The sequence below is a fragment of the Methylobacterium oryzisoli genome (assembly GCF_046557895.1).
Taxonomy (GTDB): domain Bacteria; phylum Pseudomonadota; class Alphaproteobacteria; order Rhizobiales; family Beijerinckiaceae; genus Methylobacterium; species Methylobacterium oryzisoli.
This window is the reverse complement of the sequence record NZ_JBKIBX010000014.1, coordinates 92,291-109,614: the sequence shown is the minus strand read 5'-3', so window position 1 is coordinate 109,614 and position 17,324 is coordinate 92,291. Positions and strand designations below refer to the sequence as shown.

The window sequence follows — 17,324 nt, the reverse complement described above, 5'->3', positions numbered from 1 at the left end:
AAGGGCGTGCTCAAGGTGGGGCGCGCTCAGGGCGCGGCGGCGGCCTGCCCCGGTGCGGCGGGCCCGGGCCGGGCCGCCTCGGCCCGGGCGATGGCCTGCGCCACCAGGGCCGGGCTCGCCTGGAGGCTGCCGAGTTCCACCGCCGACATCGCGAGCAGCACGGGCGCGAGCCGCGCGGTGGCGTGCCCGTCCGCATCGAACAGGCCGAGATCGTCCCCGGCCTTGAGGCCGACGCTGGCGGCGATGCGGCCGGCGTAGTTCTGGATCCGAGTCTCGTCCGAGCTGCAGAGCGGCGGCGGCGGGCGCAGGGCCGGCGGCAGCGCCGCCACGGAGGTGAGCGAGGTGAGCGAGGGCAGCGCTGCGGCCTCCGCGGCGAGCCGCTCGCCGTCGAGGACCCGCCCGGGCGTCACGGCGGCGGAGATCGCCCGGGGCTCGGCGGTGCCCAGCCCGGTGGCGATCGACGGCGTCGCCATCAGCGGCAGCGGCCGGGCGGCCCGGCGCGGGCGCCCGGACAGGCGCGCGAGGGCCGACCAGGGCTGCACGCGCAACGCCGAGTTTGCGGCGGGCCTGGGCCGGGTGGGCCTGGCTTGGGTGGATTCGGCCTGAACGGTCTTGGCCGGGACGGGCGGGGCCGTCGGTGGTTTCGCTGGCGTGGGGCGGGCGGCTCCGGGCTTGGCCGCGAGGCGTCGGGCCGGCATCCCCCGCCCGCGCCCGGCCAGGAAGCGCGCCCGGACCGTGCGCCCGATGCCCTGCGGTGCGAGGGCCGCCAGGGCGGGCGAGGCCGGTGCGGTGACGGGCGTGCCGCGCGGGCGCGCCGCGACCGGCGCGCCGCACTCGGCCGGCGCCCAGCGCCGCACGATCGCCAGGGCGGAGCGGCGGCCGAGCACCGTGTAGTAGCGCCGCAGGAGAGAGACCGCCGCGTCGGCGCCGTGCCCGGCCGAGGCGAACCCGGTGTGGCCCTCCGCATCGGCGCCGATCTCGCCGTCCCAGTTCGCCCGCTTGATGCACCAGTAATTGTTGAGCTTGACGCAGCGGGCCACGAAGGCGGGATCGGCCGGCGATGCGAAGGCCACCAGGGCGAGCGAGACCGGCCGCAGCGCCTCGCGCGTCTCCTCGCGCCAGTTCGACACCGCCCGCGCCTCGGCACGGTAGAGGGCCGGCGCCGCGGGCTGCAGGCGGACGATGCTCTGGGCGAGGTCCTGCCCGGCCCGCGCGGCGCCCTCGCGCAGCAGGCTGGCCGCCCGGTCGGCGCCGGGCGCCAGCAACGTGGTGAGGACGAGAAGTGCGGCGATCACGGCATGGCCTCAGGCGGATCGGCGGGGCGGGTCGAGGGGCATGCCGCGGCGGTTCTCCTCTGTGACGGGCGCTGCTGCCGATATAGAGCGCGGCAGGACGGTCTTGGTTGCGCGAAGTGCCCTTCTGCACGCGCCGCGCGACGGGGTCTCGTGCGGCGGCCATCCTGCCCGAAGGTGCAGGGGCGCGACGTGCGGCCCGACATTTGCCTCGGGTGGTCCGCATGCCCGAACTCGCGTCGCCTCCTCCCGTGCCCCTGCCTGAGCAGAACCTCACCATCGCCGTCGTCGATCCGAGCCGGGCCCGCGCGGCGGTGCTGGAGGAGGGCCTGCGCACGGTCGAGGGCGCCCGCGTCGTGGTCATCCCCGACACGGTGGACCTCCTCGACCGGCTCTCGGCGCTCTCGCCGGACGTGGTGGTGATCCATCTGGAGAGCCCCAGCCGCGACCTCCTGGAGCAGATGTTCGGCGTCTCGCGCCTCGTCGAGCGGCCGGTGGCGATGTTCGTGGACCGCAGCGACGCGCCGATGATGCAGGCCGCCGTCGATGCCGGCATCTCCGCCTACGTGGTGGACGGGCTCAAGGCGGAGCGGATCAAGCCGATCATCGACATCGCCATCCTGCGCTTCAATGCCTTCGCGCGGCTGCAGCGCGAACTCACGGAGGCCCGCAGCGAACTCGCCGACCGCAAGCTGATCGACCGGGCCAAGGGCATCCTGATGAGCGCCAAGGGGCTCTCGGAGGACGAGGCCTACCGGCAGATGCGCCGCAAGGCCATGAACGAGAAGCGCAAGATCGTCGACATCGCCCGGGCGATCGTCACCGCCGCGGACCTGCTCGGATGAGGCTGCAGCTCGGCTATGTCCCGCTGACCGATGCCGCCGCGGTGATCGCGATGGTGGAAGGCGGCTTCGCGGCGCGCGAGGGGTTGAGCGTCGACCTCGTGGCCGAGCCCTCCTGGGCGACGCTGCGCGACAAGCTGGCGCTCGGCCTCCTCGACGGGGCGCACCTGCTCGCCCCCCTGGCGCTGGCGAGCCATATCGGCCTCAGCGGACCGCCGGCCCGGCTGATCGCGCCGGCGGCGCTGGCGCGCAACGGCAACGCCGTCACCGTGTCGCTGCCGCTCTGGGAGGCGATGGCGCCGGCCTCCGACGCGCTGCCGGACGTGGCGCGGGCGCTCGCGGCGCTGGCCGAAACCCGCTTCGCCGCGGGCCGGCCGCTGTGCTTCGCGACCGTGCACCCCTTCTCCAGCCACACCTACCAGCTCGGCCGGTTGCTCGCCCTCGGCGGCGGCCGGCTCGACCTCCTGCGCCTCGTCGTCGTGCCGCCGCCACGCACGGTGGAATCCCTGCGGCGCGGCCTGATCGACGGCTTCTGCGTCGGCGCCCCCTGGAGCAGCGTCGCGGTGGCTGCAGGCGTCGGCCGCGTCGCCGCGCTCGGCGTCGCCATCGCGCCCGGCTGCCCCGAGAAGGTGCTGGCCCTGCCCGCCGAGATGGCGGACCGCGCCGCCCCGCTCCTGCGGGCGCTCAAGGCGGCGGCCCGCTGGTGCGGCACGCCGGAGCACTGGCCTGATCTCGCGCGCCTGCTCGGCGCCCGGCGCCATCTCGACGTCGATCCCGACCTGATCCTGCGCGGGTTGCGGGGCGAGTTGCTGGTCGCGCCCGGCGGCCACCTCCGTCAAGCCCCCGATTATCTTGTCCTCGGCGAGGAGGCGCTCACGCCCGCGCCCGACGCCGTGGCCTGGATGCTGGAGGAGATGGCGGCGGCCGGCCAGCCCGTCGATGCGGCGCAGGCAGAGCGCGCCGCCGGCTTCCTCCGGCCCGACCTCCTCGCTGCCTGCGATTGAGGCAGCCGACGCAGCTGCCCGGACGGCGATCAGCCCGCCCACGTTTTGTGCAGCGCAGCAGAGCGTGGCCGTCGCGGCCCGGGCGATCGCCGCCCCTTCGAACACCTCCAGATTCAGGGCACGGGGCATCGTCCGAGAGTTGGCACAGAACCTGCTGGGGATGGGCCGATCCGCCAGCGCCGACGGATCGATGCCGTCAGCAGAGCCGCTGACCCGAGTCCCCGCAAGGCCCGCATGCGCGCGGCCGCGGTCGAGCTTGGGCAGCGGTTTTTTCGTTCGAGCCGGGCGGGATCGTCCGGCGGCCAGAGGAGCAGCCAGGGTGTCGATCACCAAGAGTGAGCAGGCCAAGGGTGAGCGGAATGCGCGGGCCCACACCACGCGGCGCGGGATCCTGAAGGGCGCCGCGGGCGCCTTCTCGCTCGCCGCGGCGGCCAGGGCCGCGTTGCCGGGCGGGGCCTTCGCGCAGGGGGCCGGGCCGGAGGTGAAGGGCGCCAAGCTCGGCTTCATCGCGCTCACCGACGCGGGGCCCCTGTTCGTCGCCAGGGAGAAGGGCTTTTTCGCCAAGCACGGCATGCCGGATGTCGAGGTGCTGAAACAGGCCTCCTGGGGCACCACCCGCGACAACCTCGTGCTCGGCTCAGGGGGCAACGGCATCGACGGCGCGCACATCCTCTCGCCGATGCCCTACCTGATCAGCGCCGGCCGCGTGACGCAGAACAACGTCCCGGTGCCGATGCAGATCCTCGCCCGGCTCAACACCAACGGCCAGTGCATCTCGGTCGCCAAGGAGTACCTCGACCACAAGGTCGCCCTCGACGCCAAGGTCTTCCGCGCCGCCACCGAGAAGAAGAAGGCCGCCGGCAAGTCCGTGAAGGCCGCCATGACCTTCCCGGGCGGCACCCACGACCTCTGGCTCCGCTACTGGCTGGCCGCCGGCGGGATCGACCCGGACAGGGACATCGAGACGATCGTGGTGCCGCCGCCCCAGATGGTGGCGAACATGAAGGTCGGCACGATGGATTGCTTCTGCGTCGGCGAGCCGTGGAACGCACAGCTCGTCCAGCAGGGCCTCGGCTACACCGCGCTCACCACCGGCGAGTTGTGGAAGGACCATCCCGAAAAAGCCTTCGCGATGCGGGCCGACTGGGTCGAGAAGCACCCGAACGCCACCCGCGCGCTGCTGATGGCGGTGATCGAGGCGCAGCAATGGTGCGACAGGCCCGAGAATCGGGACGAGTTCGCCGCCATCGTGGCCAAGCGCCAGTGGATCAACATCCCGGTCGGCGACGTCGCCGGGCGCATGAAGGGCACGATCGACTACGGCGACGGCCGCGTCGTCCAAGACAGCCCCTTCGTGATGAAGTTCTTCCGCGATCACGCCTCCTATCCGTTCGCCTCGCACGACCTCTGGTTCCTCACCGAGGACATCCGCTGGGGCAAGTTCGACCCGCAGACCGACATCAAGGCGCTGGTCGCCAAGGTGAACCGCGAGGATCTCTGGCGCGAGGCCGCCAAGGCGCTGGGCGTCACCGAGATCCCGGCCTCGACCTCGCGCGGCAAGGAGACCTTCTTCGACGGCAAGGTCTTCGATCCGGCGGATCCGGCCGCCTACCTCGCCAACCTCGCGATCAAGAAGGTGGCGTGATGGCCCTCGGCTTCTCGCTGGGCGGGTTCGCCGCCGTTCGTCCCCGGGGCGAGGCCGCGCGCCGCCCCCTGATCACCGCCGCGATGCTGCGGGGCGCGGCGTCGCGCATCGTGCCGCCCCTCGTGGTGCTCGGCCTCTTCCTGCTCCTGTGGGAGGTGCTCTGCGCCCGGCCCGGCGCCGGCCTGCCGTCGCCCTCCCGGGTGCTCGCCGAGGCGTGGCCGATCATCGTCGACCCGTTCTTCGACAACGGCGGCACCGACAAGGGGCTCTTCTGGCACATCGCCGCGAGCCTGCAGCGGGTCGCGCTCGGCTTCGCCCTCGCGGCCGTCGCCGGCATCCTGCTCGGCACGCTGGTCGGCCAGTCCGCATGGGCGATGCGCGGGCTCGATCCGATCTTCCAAGTGCTGCGCACCATCCCGCCGCTCGCGTGGCTCCCGCTCTCGCTCGCGGCCTTCCGGGACGGGCAGCCCTCGGCGATCTTCGTGATCTTCATCACCTCGATCTGGCCGATCATCATCAACACGGCGGTCGGAATCCGCAACATCCCGCAGGATTACCGCAACGTCGCGGCGGTGCTGCGCCTCAACGCTTTCGAGTTCTTCGCCAAGGTGATGCTGCCCTCGGCCGCCCCCTACATCTTCACGGGGCTGCGCATCGGCGTCGGCCTGTCGTGGCTCGCCATCGTGGCGGCCGAGATGCTGATCGGCGGCGTCGGCATCGGCTTCTTCATCTGGGACGCGTGGAACTCCTCGCACATCAGCGAGATCATCGTGGCCCTCGTCTATGTCGGCGTGATCGGCTTCGTCCTCGACCGCGTGGTCGCCGGGATCGGCGCGCTCGTCACCCGCGGCACCGCGGCCGCCTGAGGAGCCTCGCCCATGTCCCACCTCGTCCTCTCGAACGTCGGCATCAGCTTCACCCGGGGCGGGCGCACCACCGAGGTGCTGCGCGACGTCGACCTCACCATCGCCAAGGGGGAGTTCGTCTCCCTGATCGGGCATTCGGGCTGCGGCAAGTCCACGGTGCTGAATATCGTGGCGGGCCTGCTGCGCGCCTCCACCGGGGGAATCCTGCTCGACGACCGCGAGGTCAACAGCCCCGGCCCCGAGCGGGCCGTGGTCTTCCAGAACCACTCGCTCCTGCCCTGGCTCACGGTCCGCGAGAACGTGGCGCTCGCCGTCGACAAGGTGCTGAAGGCCAAGAAGAGCCGGGCCGAGCGCCGTGACTGGATCGCGCACAACCTCGCCCTCGTGAACATGACCCACGCGGCCGAGAAGCGCCCGCACGAGATCTCGGGCGGCATGAAGCAGCGCGTCGGCATCGCCCGGGCGCTCGCCATGGAGCCGAAGGTGCTGCTGATGGACGAGCCGTTCGGCGCGCTCGACGCCCTCACCCGCGCCCATCTGCAGGACCAGCTCATGGAGATCCACCTGCGGCTGAAGAACACCGTCATCATGATCACCCACGACGTGGACGAGGCGGTGCTGCTCTCCGACCGCATCGTGATGATGACGAACGGCCCGGCGGCGACGATCGGCGAGATCCTGACGGTGCCGCTCGCCCGGCCGCGCCGGCGCCTCGACCTCGTCGAGGACCCGACCTACACGCATGCCCGGGCCGAGGTGCTGGAGTTCCTCTACGCCCGCCACGCCAAGCCGGCGCTCGCCGCGTGAGGAGCGGGGCGATGCGGGACGATTCCGCCGAACGCCTCGTCGTGGTGGGCAACGGCATGGCCTCGCTGCGCTTCCTCGAGCGGCTGACCGAGGCGGCGCCGGGCCGCTACGCGGTGACGGTCGTCGGGGCCGAGCCGGTGGCGGCCTACAACCGCGTGCTGCTCTCCTCGCTGCTGGGCGGGGAGGTCGACGAGGCCGCCTGCACCTTCCGCGGCCTCGACTGGTATGCCGGGCACGGCATCACACTGGTGACGGGGGCGCCCGTCACCGCCATCGACCGGGCCGCCCGCACCGTCGCGGTGGGAGGCGACCTGACGCTGCCCTACGACAGGCTCGTCCTGGCGGTGGGCTCGGTGCCGATCCGGCTGCCGAAGCCCGGCATGGACCTGCCCGGCGTCATCACCTTCCGCGACCTCGCCGACGTGGCGGCGATCCGCCGGGCCGCCGTGGCGGGCGCGCGCGCGGTCGTCATCGGCGGCGGATTGCTGGGCGTGGAGGCCGCCATCGGGCTCGCCCGGCTCGGCGTCGACACGACGCTCCTGCACGTCATGGACCGGCTGATGGAGCGCCAGCTCGATCACGCGGCTGCCGAACTTGTGAAGAGTGCCATGGAGGCGCGCGGGGTGCGGGTGCGCCTGCTGGCGGACACCGCCTGCGTCGAGGGCGACGGCCGGGTCGAGGCTTTGCGCCTCGCCGACGGCACGGTGCTGCCCGCCGACCTCGTCGTTCTGTCGGTCGGCGTGCGCCCCTCCGTCGCGCTGGCGCAAGGGGCGGGCCTCGATGTCGGCCGCGGCATCCGGGTGGATGATCGCCTCGCCACCTCCGACCCGGCCGTCTTCGCCCTCGGCGAGTGCGCCGAGCACCGCGGCCAGACCTACGGCCTCGTCGAGCCCGCCTACGAGCAGGCCGAGGTGCTGGCCCGCCACCTCGCCGGCGAAGCGGCCGCCTACGTGGGCACGGCGCTCGCCACCAGCCTCAAGGTCTCGGGCCTGCCGGTCTTTTCCGCGGGCGTGGTCGACGTGCCGGAGGGCGCCGAGGCCGTGATCTGGAGCGACCCGGGCGCGGGCCTCTACCGCAAGCTCGTTATCGCGGAGAACCGGCTCCTCGGGGCCGTCTTCGTCGGCGACGTCGCCGAGCAGGGCTGGTGCAAGGCCCTGATCCGCTCCGGCGCCCCCCTCGCCCGCACCGACCGGGACGACCTGATGTTCGGGCGCCCCGACCCCCGACCCCTCGCAGCGTGAAGGAGCGCGCAATGGCCGACGACTTCGACGCCGAGCAGAAACGGTACCTCGAAGGATTCGCGGGCGGCATCCAGGCCGTCCGGATGACCGGCGGGCTCGGCCTCGGCGGAGCCGCCGCCGCGGCCCCGGCGTCCGAGCCGAACGGGCCGGACGCGATCCACATCAAGGCCCAGGACAAGGTCACGAAGGCGGGCGGCAAGCTCTGCGATCAGGAGAAGTGGAAGCGCGCCGAAAACCCCTTCGACGGCCACAACCGCCTGATCACCGAAGCGGAGACCGGCAAGGCGCCCAAGCCCGAGGACAATTTCCGCTGGCGCTACCACGGCCTGTTCTGGGTCGCGCCCACCCAGACCTCCTACATGTGCCGCCTGCGCATCCCCAACGGCATCCTGCAGCACTGGCAGTTCGCCGGGATCGCCGATCTCGCGGACGCGCATGGCGGCGGCTACGCCCACGTGACCACGCGGGCCAACCTGCAGGTGCGCGAGATCGCGCCCGAGCACGGCCAGCCCTTCCTCGACGGGCTGGTGGATCTCGGCCTCACCGCGCGGGGCGCGGGCGCGGACAACATCCGCAACGTCACGGGCTCGCCCACCGCCGGTATCGACGCGCAGGAGATCCTCGACACGCGTCCGCTCGCCAGATCCTGGCACAACTGGATCCTCAACGACCGCTCGCTCTACGGCCTGCCGCGCAAGTTCAACGTCGCCTTCGACGGCGGCGGCGTGCTGCCGGTGCTGGAGGAGACGAACGACATCGGCTTCCAGGCGGTCGAGGTGATGGAGGGCGCGGGCGTCGCGCCCGGCCTCTGGATGCGGCTCGTGCTCGGCGGCATCTCCGGTCACCGCGACCTCGCCCGCGACACCGGCGTGGTGCTGCGCCCGCAGGAGTGCAACCGCGTCGCGGACGCGATCCTGCGCGTCTTCATCGAGAACGGCGACCGCACCAACCGCAACAAGGCGCGGATGAAGTACGTCCTCGATGCCTGGGGCTTCGACAAGTACCTCGCCGCCGTCGAGGACAAACTCGGGCGCAAGCTCGACCGGGTCGATCCCGCCCACATCAAGCCCCGCGGCGGCTTCGACCGCTTCGCCCATGTGGGCGTGCACGCCCAGAAGCAGGCGGGCCTGAACTGGATCGGCGTCGTGCTGCCGGTCGGCCGGATGACCACAGACCAGATGCGGGCGCTCGCCGCGATCGCGCAGGAATGCGGCGACGGGCAGATCCGCCTGACCGTCTGGCAGAACTTCCTGTTCTCCGGCGTGCCGGACGCGAAGGTGGCGGAGGTGGAGGCGCGGGTGGCATCCCTTGGCCTGACCACCCGGGCGTCGAGCATCCGCGCAGGCCTCGTCGCCTGCACGGGCAGCCGCGGCTGCAAGTTCGCCGCCGCCGACACCAAGGGCCATGCCCTGATGATCGCCGACCACGTCGAGGCCCGGGTGACGGATCTCGACGTGCCGGTGAACCTGCACCTGACCGGCTGCCACCATTCCTGCGCCCAGCACTACATCGGCGACATCGGCCTGATCGGCGCCAAGGTGCCGGTGAACGAGGAGGGCGACACCGTCGAGGGCTACGACATCGTGGTCGGCGGCGGCTTCGCCGACAACCCGAAGATCGGCACCGAGATCTGGAAGGCCGTGCGGGCCGAGGATTGCCCCGCGCGGGTGGAACTGCTGCTGCGCGACTACCTCGCCCACCGCACCGGCCCGCAGGAGAGCTTCCAGGCCTTCACGGCCCGCCGCGGCCCCGAGGCCCTGAAGGGCCTGACCGAGGCGCGGATGCTGGAGGCGGCGGAGTGAACGGCGCCTCTCACGCCCCCGAGCTAGGCGCAGGCAGCACCCCCTCTTCCGTGCGGGAGATGGGTTCCCGCGCTCCTCGCGGCACCGCGGTCTTCACGGAATCTGCACGGCACCGCTCATGACCCAGCACGTCACCCCTCCCCTGGTCCTGATCCCCGAGAGCGCCCCCTTCAATCCCGACCAGCGGGCGTGGCTCTCGGGCTATTTCGCGGCCCTGCTCGGGCCGGCGATGACGGGCGCGACCGCGCTCGGCGGGGCGGAGGTCCCGACCGGCCCGGCCCTGGCGGACAACGGCGACGCGCCCTGGCACGATCCGTCGCTGCCCCTCGACGAGCGCATGGGCATGGCCCAGGACCGCTCCGCGCCGCAGAAGCTGATGGCGGCGATGGCCCAGCAGGATTGCGGCCAGTGCGGCTACAACTGCGCCGACTATGCCAATGCGATCTTCCTCAAGACGGAGGAGCGCCTGAACCTCTGCCAGCCCGGCGGCAAGGACACGCTCCGGATGCTGAAGAAGCTGGAGGCGGAGCTGGGCACCGCCGCCCCCGCGGGGGCTGCCGCGCCGGCGGCGGAGGCCCCCACGGCGGAGGCGCCGCTCGGTCCCTACGGCCTGTGCCGCGAGAACCCGGCCGAGGCCGTCTTCCTCTCGCGGCGGCGCCTCAACGCTCCGGGCGGCGAGAAGGAGACGTGGCACGTCGAGATCGACCTCAAGGGCACCGGCATCGACTACGTGGTCGGCGACTCGCTCGGCCTGTTCCCGGCCAATGCCCCGGCCCTCGTCGACACGGTGATCGCGGAGCTGGGCGCCCGTCCCGAGCGGGTAATCGCCACCAAGTTCGGCGAGAAGACGCTGCGCGAGCACCTGCTCACCGCCTACGCGCTCGGCGCCGCGCCCGACAGCCTGTTCCAGCTCCTGTCGCTGCTCACCTCGGGGGCGCAGCGCCGCAAGGCGCAGAGCCTCGCGGCGGGCGAGGATCCGGACGGCGACCTCGCCTACCTCGACGTGCTCGCCGCCCTGCACAAGTTTCCGGGCGCGCGGCCCGACGCGGAGGTCTTCCTGGAAGCCCTCGACGAGCTGCAGCCGCGCCTCTACTCGATCTCGTCCTCGCCCAAGGCCGATCCGGGCCGGGTCTCGCTCACGGTGGACGCGGTGCGCTACAGCCACCGCTCGCGCCTGCGCCTCGGCGTCGCCTCGACCCATCTCGGCGAGCGGCTGGCCGAGACCGCGACCGTGCGGATCTACCTGCAGAAGGCGCACGGCTTCGGCCTGCCCGCCTCGCCCGAGACGCCGATCATCATGTGCGGCCCCGGCACCGGCATCGCGCCCTTCCGCGCCTTCCTCCGCGAGCGCGCCGCCACCGGAGCCCCGGGCCGCAACTGGCTCTTCTTCGGCCACCAGCGGCAGGCGTCCGACTTCTTCTACCGGGAGGAGCTGAACGCCCTGAAGGACCAGGGCGTGCTCACCCGCCTGTCGCTCGCGTGGTCGCGCGACGGCTCGGAAAAGACCTACGTCCAGGACCGGATGCGCGAGAACGGCCGCGAGCTGTGGCGCTGGCTCGAAGAGGGCGCGCATTTCTACGTCTGCGGCGATGCCAAGCGCATGGCCAAGGACGTCGAGCGCGCGATCATCGACGTCGCCGCCAAGGAGGGCGGGCGCAGCCCGGAGGACGCGGTCGCCTACTTGGCCGCCCTCAAGAAGGCCGGCCGGTATCAGGCCGACGTGTACTGACACGCGCGGGGTTTCCCCTCTCCCGGATGGGAGAGGGGGATCCCGCGCGCTTCCGGCAGCCGCCGGCCCGCCTCTTGCGTCACCGAGATTCCATCCCGTTCGGAGCGGGTTTTCCATGAACCTCCACGTCCCGGACCTCGCCCCCCTTCCCGAGCCGGTGCGCACCACCTGCCCCTATTGCGGCGTCGGTTGCGGCGTGCTCGCGCGGCCGGACGGGGCCGGGGGCGCCGCCATCGCGGGTGATCCCGAGCATCCGGCGAATTTCGGCCGGCTCTGCTCCAAGGGCTCGGCGCTCGGCGAGACGCTCGGCCTCGACGACCGGGTGCTGCACCCGACGATCGCGGGCGCGCGCGTCACCTGGGACCACGCCCTCGACACGGTGGCGGAGCGGTTCCGGCGCGTCGCGGAGGAGCACGGGCCGGAATCTGTGGCCTTCTACCTGTCGGGCCAGATCCTCACCGAGGATTACTACGTCGCCAACAAACTCGCGAAGGGCTTCATCGGCACGCCGCACGTCGACACCAACTCGCGCCTGTGCATGTCCTCCTCGGTGGCGGCGCACCGGCGCGCCTTCGGGTCGGACACGGTGCCGGGCTGCTACGAGGATCTCGACCAAGCCGACCTCCTCGTGCTGGTCGGCTCCAACGCCGCGTGGTGCCACCCGGTCCTGTTTCGCCGCATGCTCGACGCGCGGGGCAAGCGCGGCACGAGGATCGTGGCGATCGATCCCCGGCGCACAGAGACCGGCGAGGAGGCCGACCTCTTCCTCGGGCTCAGGCCCGGGTCCGACGCGGCCCTGTTCTCCGGCCTCCTCGTCCACCTCGCCGAGACCGGCGCCGTCGATGAGCGCTACGTCGCCGCCCACACCGCCGGGTTCGAGGCCGCGCTGGACCGCGCCCGCGCGATCGCGCCCGACATCGCCGCCACCGCCGCCCTCACGGGGCTCGCGGAGGCCGACGTGCGGCGCTTCTTCGAGCTGGTGCGCACGACGCCGCGCGTGGTCACGGCCTTCTCGCAGGGGGTCAATCAATCCGCGCAGGGGACCGACAAGGCGAACGCGATCATCAACTGCCACCTCGCCACCGGCCGCATCGGCAAGCCCGGCATGGGGCCGTTCTCGCTCACCGGCCAGCCCAACGCGATGGGCGGGCGGGAGGTCGGCGGGCTCGCCAACATGCTGGCCGCCCACATGCACTTCACCCCCGAGGAGGTGGACCTCGTCCGCCGCTTCTGGGGGGCGCCGCGCATCATCACGGGCGAGGGGCTGAAGGCGGTCTCGCTGTTCGAGGCGATCGAGCGCGGCCGGATCAAGGCCCTGTGGGTGATGGGCACCAACCCGGCCGTGTCGATGCCCCGCGCCGACCGCGTGCGGGCGGCGATGCGGAGCCTCGACACCCTGGTGATCTCCGAGGCGGTCGCCTCCACCGACACGGTGCAGGTGCGCGCGGACGCGATCGTGCTGCCGGCGCTCGCCTGGGGCGAGAAGGACGGGACGGTCACCAACTCCGAGCGGCGCATCTCGCGCCAGCGCGCCTTCCTCAAAGCTCCGGGCGAGGCGCGGGCCGATTGGTGGATGCTGGCCCAGGTCGGGCGGCGCCTCGGCTACCCTCGTCAGTTCGCGTGGCCGAACGCGGCGGCGGTCTTCCGCGAGCACGCGGCGCTCTCGGGCTTCGAGAATGCGGGCAGCCGCGACTTCGATCTGTCCGGCCTCGCCGACATCACGGATGCCGCCTACGCGGCGCAGCGCCCGGTGCAATGGCCCCTGACCCGCAAGTCCCGCACCGGTGAGGCGCGGCTGTTCGGAAACGGCGGCTTCTTCACCCGCGACCGGCGCGCCCGCTTCGTCGCGGTGCAGAAGCCCGCGCTGGCCGACCCGACGAGCGCGGAATTTCCCTTCCGCCTGAACACCGGCCGGGTGCGCGACCACTGGCACACGCTCACCCGCACGGGGAAGAGCCCGCGCCTCTCGGCCCACCGCGCCGTGCCCTTCGTGGAGGTCCATCCCGACGATGCGGACCGGCTGGGCCTCGCGGAGGGCGACCTCGCCCGGGTGCGCACGCCCCACGGTGCGGCGGTGCTGGAGGTGATGGTGACGCCCGGCGTGCAGCCCGGCGCGCTGTTCGCCCCGATGCACTGGAGTGCGGCGACCGCGTCGGCCGGCCGCGTCGGCGCGCTGGCCCAGGGGGCGGTCGACCCGGTTTCGGGCCAGCCCGAACTGAAGGCGACGCCGGCCAGCATCGCGCCGGAGCCGATGCGCTCGCGCGGCTTCCTCATCACCCGCGCGCCCGCCTCCGCGCCGGAGGGCTGGTGGTGGGCGCGGGCGGCCATCGAGGGCGGCTCGGGGCTGATCGTGGCGACGGACGACGGGCCGGCCGAGGCCGCCGCCCTGATGCGGGCGCGCTTTCCCGGCGCAATCCTCAGCGAGTACGCGGATCCGGCCTGCGGCATCTACCGCGCGGCGGCCTTCGCGGAGGGGCGCCTCGTCGGGGCGCTCGCGCTGGCGCCCGCGGCCGAGCGTCCGTCCTTCGAGGCCGCCAAGGCCTTCTTCCGCACTCAGGAACTGCTGGAGCCGACGGCCCGCCGCGCCCTGATCTCGGGCCGGGCCGAGAGCGGCGGCAGCGGTCCGCTGGTCTGTGCCTGCCACACGGTCGGCCGCGACGCCATCGCGGAGGCGATCGAGGCCGGCGCGGGGAGCGTCGAGGCGGTGGGCGCGGCCTGCCGGGCCGGCACGAATTGCGGCTCGTGCATCCCTGAGATCCGCAAGCTGCTGGGGGCGGCGCTTGCGCCGAGCCCGGCGTGAGCGCATCGTCCGCGCAACTCCCCCACCTGTCGATGATCATGCGTAGCCCCCGCTCCCCGCGCGAGACGCGCTCCCCCGGCCTCGAACCCCTCGCGGTCCTGCCGGTCTTCGTGACCCTCCAGGGCAAGCGCGCGGTGCTGGCCGGCGCCAACGGCGGCGCGGCCTGGAAGGTGAAGCTCCTGGCGGCGGCCGGGGCAGAGGTCGACGTCTACGCCCCCGAGCCCACCGAGGAGATGCGGCTCGCCCCCGCCGAGGCGGTGGCCGGGCGCGTCACCCTGCACGAGCGCGACTGGAGCCCGGCCGATCTGGAGGGCGCCGCCTTCGCGATCGCCGCGCACGAGGACGAGGGCGAATGCGCCTGCTTCGTCGCGGCGGCGCGCCGAGCCGGCGCCATCGTCAACGCCATCGACCGGCCGCATCTCTGCGACGTGTCCTTCGGGGCGATCGTCAACCGCTCGCCCCTCGTGGTCGGCATCTCGACCGAGGGCGCCGCCCCGGTCTTCGGCCAGACCGTGCGGGCGCGGATCGAGGCCCTGCTGCCCGCCGGCTTCAAGGCCTGGGTGGCGGCGGCCCGCGACTGGCGCGCGGCGGTGGGCGCGCGCTACCACGCCTTCGCGGAGCGGCGCGCCTTCTGGGAGCGCTTCACCGACAGGGCTTTCGCGGAGCCAGACCGCGCGCCGGTGCAGGCCGACCTCGACGCCCTGATCGCCGAGACCGATGCCGGCCCGCGCGGCGGCGCCGTCACCCTGGTGGGCGCCGGCCCGGGCGATGCCGAACTCCTGACCCTCAAGGCCCTGCGGGCGCTGCGCGGCGCCGACGTGATCCTGTACGACGACCTCGTGGCGCCGGAGATCCTCGACTACGCCCGGCGCGAGGCCCGCACGATGCTCGTCGGCAAGACCGGCCACGGGCCGTCGTGCCGCCAGGACGACATCAACGCCCTGATGGTGAGCCTCGCCAGGTCCGGCAAGCAGGTGGTGCGGCTGAAATCCGGCGATCCCCTGGTCTTCGGCCGCGCCGGCGAAGAGATCGATGCCTGCCGGGCCGCCGGCATCCCGGTGACGGTGGTGCCGGGCGTCACGGCGGCGCAGGGCGCGGCGGCCTCGCTCGGCCTGTCGCTGACCCACCGGGACGCGGCGCGCCGCCTGCAATACGTCACCGGCCACGACCGCCGCGGCGCCCTGCCGGACGACCTCAACTGGGCCGCGCTCGGCGACGCCTCGGTCACGACCGTGGTCTACATGCCCAAGCGCACCCTGCCCGCGCTCCTCGACCGGGCGGTGGCCGAGGGCCTGCACCCCGACACCCCGGCGCTGGCGGTGTTCAACGCCACCCGCGCCGATCAGGCGGTAGTGCGCGGCACCGCCACGACGCTGCCCGGGCTCGTCTCCGCGGCGGGCCTCGACGGCCCGGCGATCGTCATGGTGGGCGACGCGCTCGGGCGCGGCGCGCAGACCGCCGCGGCGGATCTGGAGCGGGCGGCGGTCTAGAGCATTTTCCGACGAAGTGGATGCCGGTTCGTCGCAGAAAATGCATCGAATCAAAGACCTATAGCAGCGCCCGGTCGCAAAGCGATTGGGCGCTGCTATAGGGGTGAGATCAGGCCAGCTGGAGCAGCGCACCGAGCTTGGCGCCGACCTCATCCAGGAGTTCTTGCAGCGGCTCTTGCGGGGCTCGGCAGAGGAGCACCGCGCCGCGCGCGTGCACGACACGCTCTTGGCCTGATCGGCCAGAACCACGCCGCGCAAGGCGCCGTCGCGGGCGGCCTCGGCGTCCACGAGGGCGAGACCACCCGGGAGCGCGAGCCCGCCCGGCACCGCGACCTCGAACGGATAGCCCTTCACCCGGCTGCTGATCGGGCAGAGGATGCACAGGCGCGTGGCCTGGTTGTAGCGGCGCGGGGTGAGGACCAGGGCCGGCCGCTGGCCCGCCTGCTCGTGCCCGGCCTGCGGGTCGAAATCGACCGCGACCACCTCGCCGCGATCCGGGCAGTAGGGCGGATCAGAGGAGTTCCGGGCCGCGCGGAGAATCCGCGAGATCGTCGTCATGGCGGTTCTCGTCGGTGATGCCGGCCAGGAGATCGTCGAGCGCGTAGCGCGGCCGATCCACGACCGGCGTCACCACCAACCGGCCGGCCTCGACGCTCAGCTCCGCGGAGGTTCCTTCCGCCGCGCCGAGTTCACGCAGCGCTCCGCTCGGAATGCGGAGGGCGACGCTGTTGCCCCATCTGGCGAACTGAACCCGCATGCGCGGCCTCGCTTCCTCTCGCGCATCCTCTGTAGATACAAAGTGTATCCGTCCGTTCGTGGAGCGGCAAGTCGCTGCCTCACCGGCTCCAGCCGTACTCCGCCGCCGCGTGCACCCGGCGGTGGAAGGCGAGCTTGCGGTCGTATTCCAGCGGGTCCTTGGGCTTCACCAGCGCGCCGGGAGGCACGTTGAGCCAGTCGACGAGGCGCGTGAGCATGAAGCGCAGGGCCGCGCCGCGGCACAGCACCGGCAGGGCCTCGACCTCGGCCGGCTCCAGCGGGCGCAGCGCCTCGTAGGCGGCGATCATCGCCTGCCCCTTGGTGCGGTTGAACGACCCGTCCGCCTCGAAGCACCACGCGTTGAGGCAGATCGCGAGGTCGTACGCGAAGGCGTCCGTGCAGGCGAAGTAGAAGTCGATGAGGCCGGAGACCCGCTCGCCGATGAAGAAGACGTTGTCAGTGAACAGGTCGGCGTGGATGACGCCGCCCGGCAGCCCGCGGGGCCACGCCTCCTCCAGACCGGCGAGGTCCCGGCGAGTGCGCTCGGCGAGGTTCGGGGCGACGCGGTCCGCCTCGGCCTCGGCGGCGGAGAAGAGCGGGCGCCACGCCTCCACCGAGAGCGCGTTCGGCCGCCGCAGGGCGAAGTCGGCCCCGGCCGCGTGCAGGCCGGCGAGCGCGCTGCCCAGCGCCCGGCAGTGGCGCACGCCGGGGCGGCGCACCGAGACCCCGTCGAGGAAGGAGACGATCACCGCCGGACGGCCGCAGAGCCGGCCGAGCGCCGTGCCCGCCCGGGTGCGGATCGGCTGCGGGCAGGCGAGCCCGCGCGAGGCCAGATGCTCCATCAGCCCGAGGAAGAACGGCAGGTCGGCCTCCGCCACCCGCTTCTCGTAGAGCGTGAGGATGAAGTTGCCGGTCGTGGTGTGCAGGAAGAAGTTGGTGTTCTCGACGCCCTCGGCGATGCCCTTGTAGGAGAGCAGATCGCCGATCTCGTACTCGGCCAGGAAGGCGCCGAGCGCCTCGTCGGGAACCTCGGTGTAGACCGCCACGGTC

At 72.9% G+C, this 17,324-nt stretch carries 13 protein-coding genes and 1 pseudogene; 10 read left to right on the top strand and 4 right to left on the bottom strand.

Translation table 11 applies throughout. The annotated features are described in order from the left end of the window. Nucleotides 1-26: 26 nt before the first annotated feature. On the bottom strand, nt 27-1,295 hold the full coding sequence (locus ACKUB9_RS15685; RefSeq protein ID WP_407523295.1) for a hypothetical protein: 1,269 nt from the start codon (nt 1,293-1,295) through the stop codon (nt 27-29). 254 nt (nt 1,296-1,549) lie between these two features. Between ACKUB9_RS15685 and ACKUB9_RS15680 the strand changes: the two genes are divergently transcribed. The 10 genes from ACKUB9_RS15680 (at nt 1,550) to cysG (ending at nt 15,518) form a co-directional block, all read left to right on the top strand. Further along, the gene (locus ACKUB9_RS15680) at nt 1,550-2,137 is read left to right on the top strand and encodes an ANTAR domain-containing response regulator (RefSeq protein WP_407523527.1); all 588 of its coding nucleotides are present in this window, start codon (nt 1,550-1,552) and stop codon (nt 2,135-2,137) included. Then, a complete protein-coding gene (locus ACKUB9_RS15675; RefSeq protein WP_407523298.1) occupies nt 2,134-3,138 on the top strand; it encodes a CmpA/NrtA family ABC transporter substrate-binding protein in 1,005 nt (334 codons plus the stop codon). Before ACKUB9_RS15680 ends, ACKUB9_RS15675 begins: the two co-directional genes overlap by 4 nt. A 325-nt stretch (nt 3,139-3,463) precedes the next feature. Then, nucleotides 3,464-4,783, top strand: coding sequence for a CmpA/NrtA family ABC transporter substrate-binding protein (locus ACKUB9_RS15670; RefSeq protein WP_407523530.1), 1,320 nt, complete (start codon nt 3,464-3,466; stop codon nt 4,781-4,783). Continuing rightward, on the top strand, nt 4,783-5,649 hold the full coding sequence (gene ntrB, locus ACKUB9_RS15665) for a nitrate ABC transporter permease (protein WP_407523301.1): 867 nt from the start codon (nt 4,783-4,785) through the stop codon (nt 5,647-5,649). Before ACKUB9_RS15670 ends, ntrB begins: the two co-directional genes overlap by 1 nt. 12 nt (nt 5,650-5,661) lie before the next feature. After that, the gene (locus ACKUB9_RS15660) at nt 5,662-6,456 is read left to right on the top strand and encodes an ABC transporter ATP-binding protein (protein WP_407523303.1); all 795 of its coding nucleotides are present in this window, start codon (nt 5,662-5,664) and stop codon (nt 6,454-6,456) included. 11 nt (nt 6,457-6,467) lie between these two features. After that, nucleotides 6,468-7,697: an NAD(P)/FAD-dependent oxidoreductase gene (locus ACKUB9_RS15655; RefSeq protein ID WP_407523306.1), complete on the top strand. Its 1,230-nt coding sequence runs from the start codon at nt 6,468-6,470 to the stop codon at nt 7,695-7,697. 11 nt (nt 7,698-7,708) lie between these two features. Next, entirely contained in the window at nt 7,709-9,499 is a 1,791-nt protein-coding gene (locus ACKUB9_RS15650; RefSeq protein ID WP_407523309.1) for a NirA family protein, read from the top strand. A gap of 118 nt (nt 9,500-9,617) precedes the next feature. After that, complete coding sequence (locus ACKUB9_RS15645) at nt 9,618-11,228, top strand: sulfite reductase subunit alpha (RefSeq protein ID WP_407523312.1); 1,611 nt, start codon at nt 9,618-9,620, stop codon at nt 11,226-11,228. Between the two features lie 115 nt (nt 11,229-11,343). Continuing rightward, nucleotides 11,344-14,028: a molybdopterin-dependent oxidoreductase gene (locus ACKUB9_RS15640; protein WP_407523315.1), complete on the top strand. Its 2,685-nt coding sequence runs from the start codon at nt 11,344-11,346 to the stop codon at nt 14,026-14,028. A 38-nt stretch (nt 14,029-14,066) separates the two neighbouring features. Beyond that, entirely contained in the window at nt 14,067-15,518 is a 1,452-nt protein-coding gene (gene cysG, locus ACKUB9_RS15635; RefSeq protein WP_407523533.1) for a siroheme synthase CysG, read from the top strand. Nucleotides 15,519-15,737: 219 nt separating this feature from the next. On the opposite strand, the pseudogene ACKUB9_RS15630 reads toward cysG, so the two are convergent. The 3 genes and pseudogenes from ACKUB9_RS15630 to ACKUB9_RS15620 all read right to left on the bottom strand — a co-directional run. Next, nucleotides 15,738-16,076 (bottom strand): annotated as a pseudogene (locus ACKUB9_RS15630) (type II toxin-antitoxin system PemK/MazF family toxin); the annotation flags it as partial. Then, nucleotides 16,030-16,275, bottom strand: a complete 246-nt coding sequence (locus ACKUB9_RS15625) for an AbrB/MazE/SpoVT family DNA-binding domain-containing protein (RefSeq protein ID WP_407523318.1) — start codon at nt 16,273-16,275, stop codon at nt 16,030-16,032. The pseudogene ACKUB9_RS15630 and the gene ACKUB9_RS15625, both read right to left, overlap by 47 nt. A gap of 79 nt (nt 16,276-16,354) precedes the next feature. Further along, nucleotides 16,355-17,320 (bottom strand): homoserine kinase, encoded by a 966-nt coding sequence (locus ACKUB9_RS15620; RefSeq protein WP_407523321.1) that lies wholly within the window; start codon nt 17,318-17,320, stop codon nt 16,355-16,357. Nucleotides 17,321-17,324: the final 4 nt, after the last annotated feature.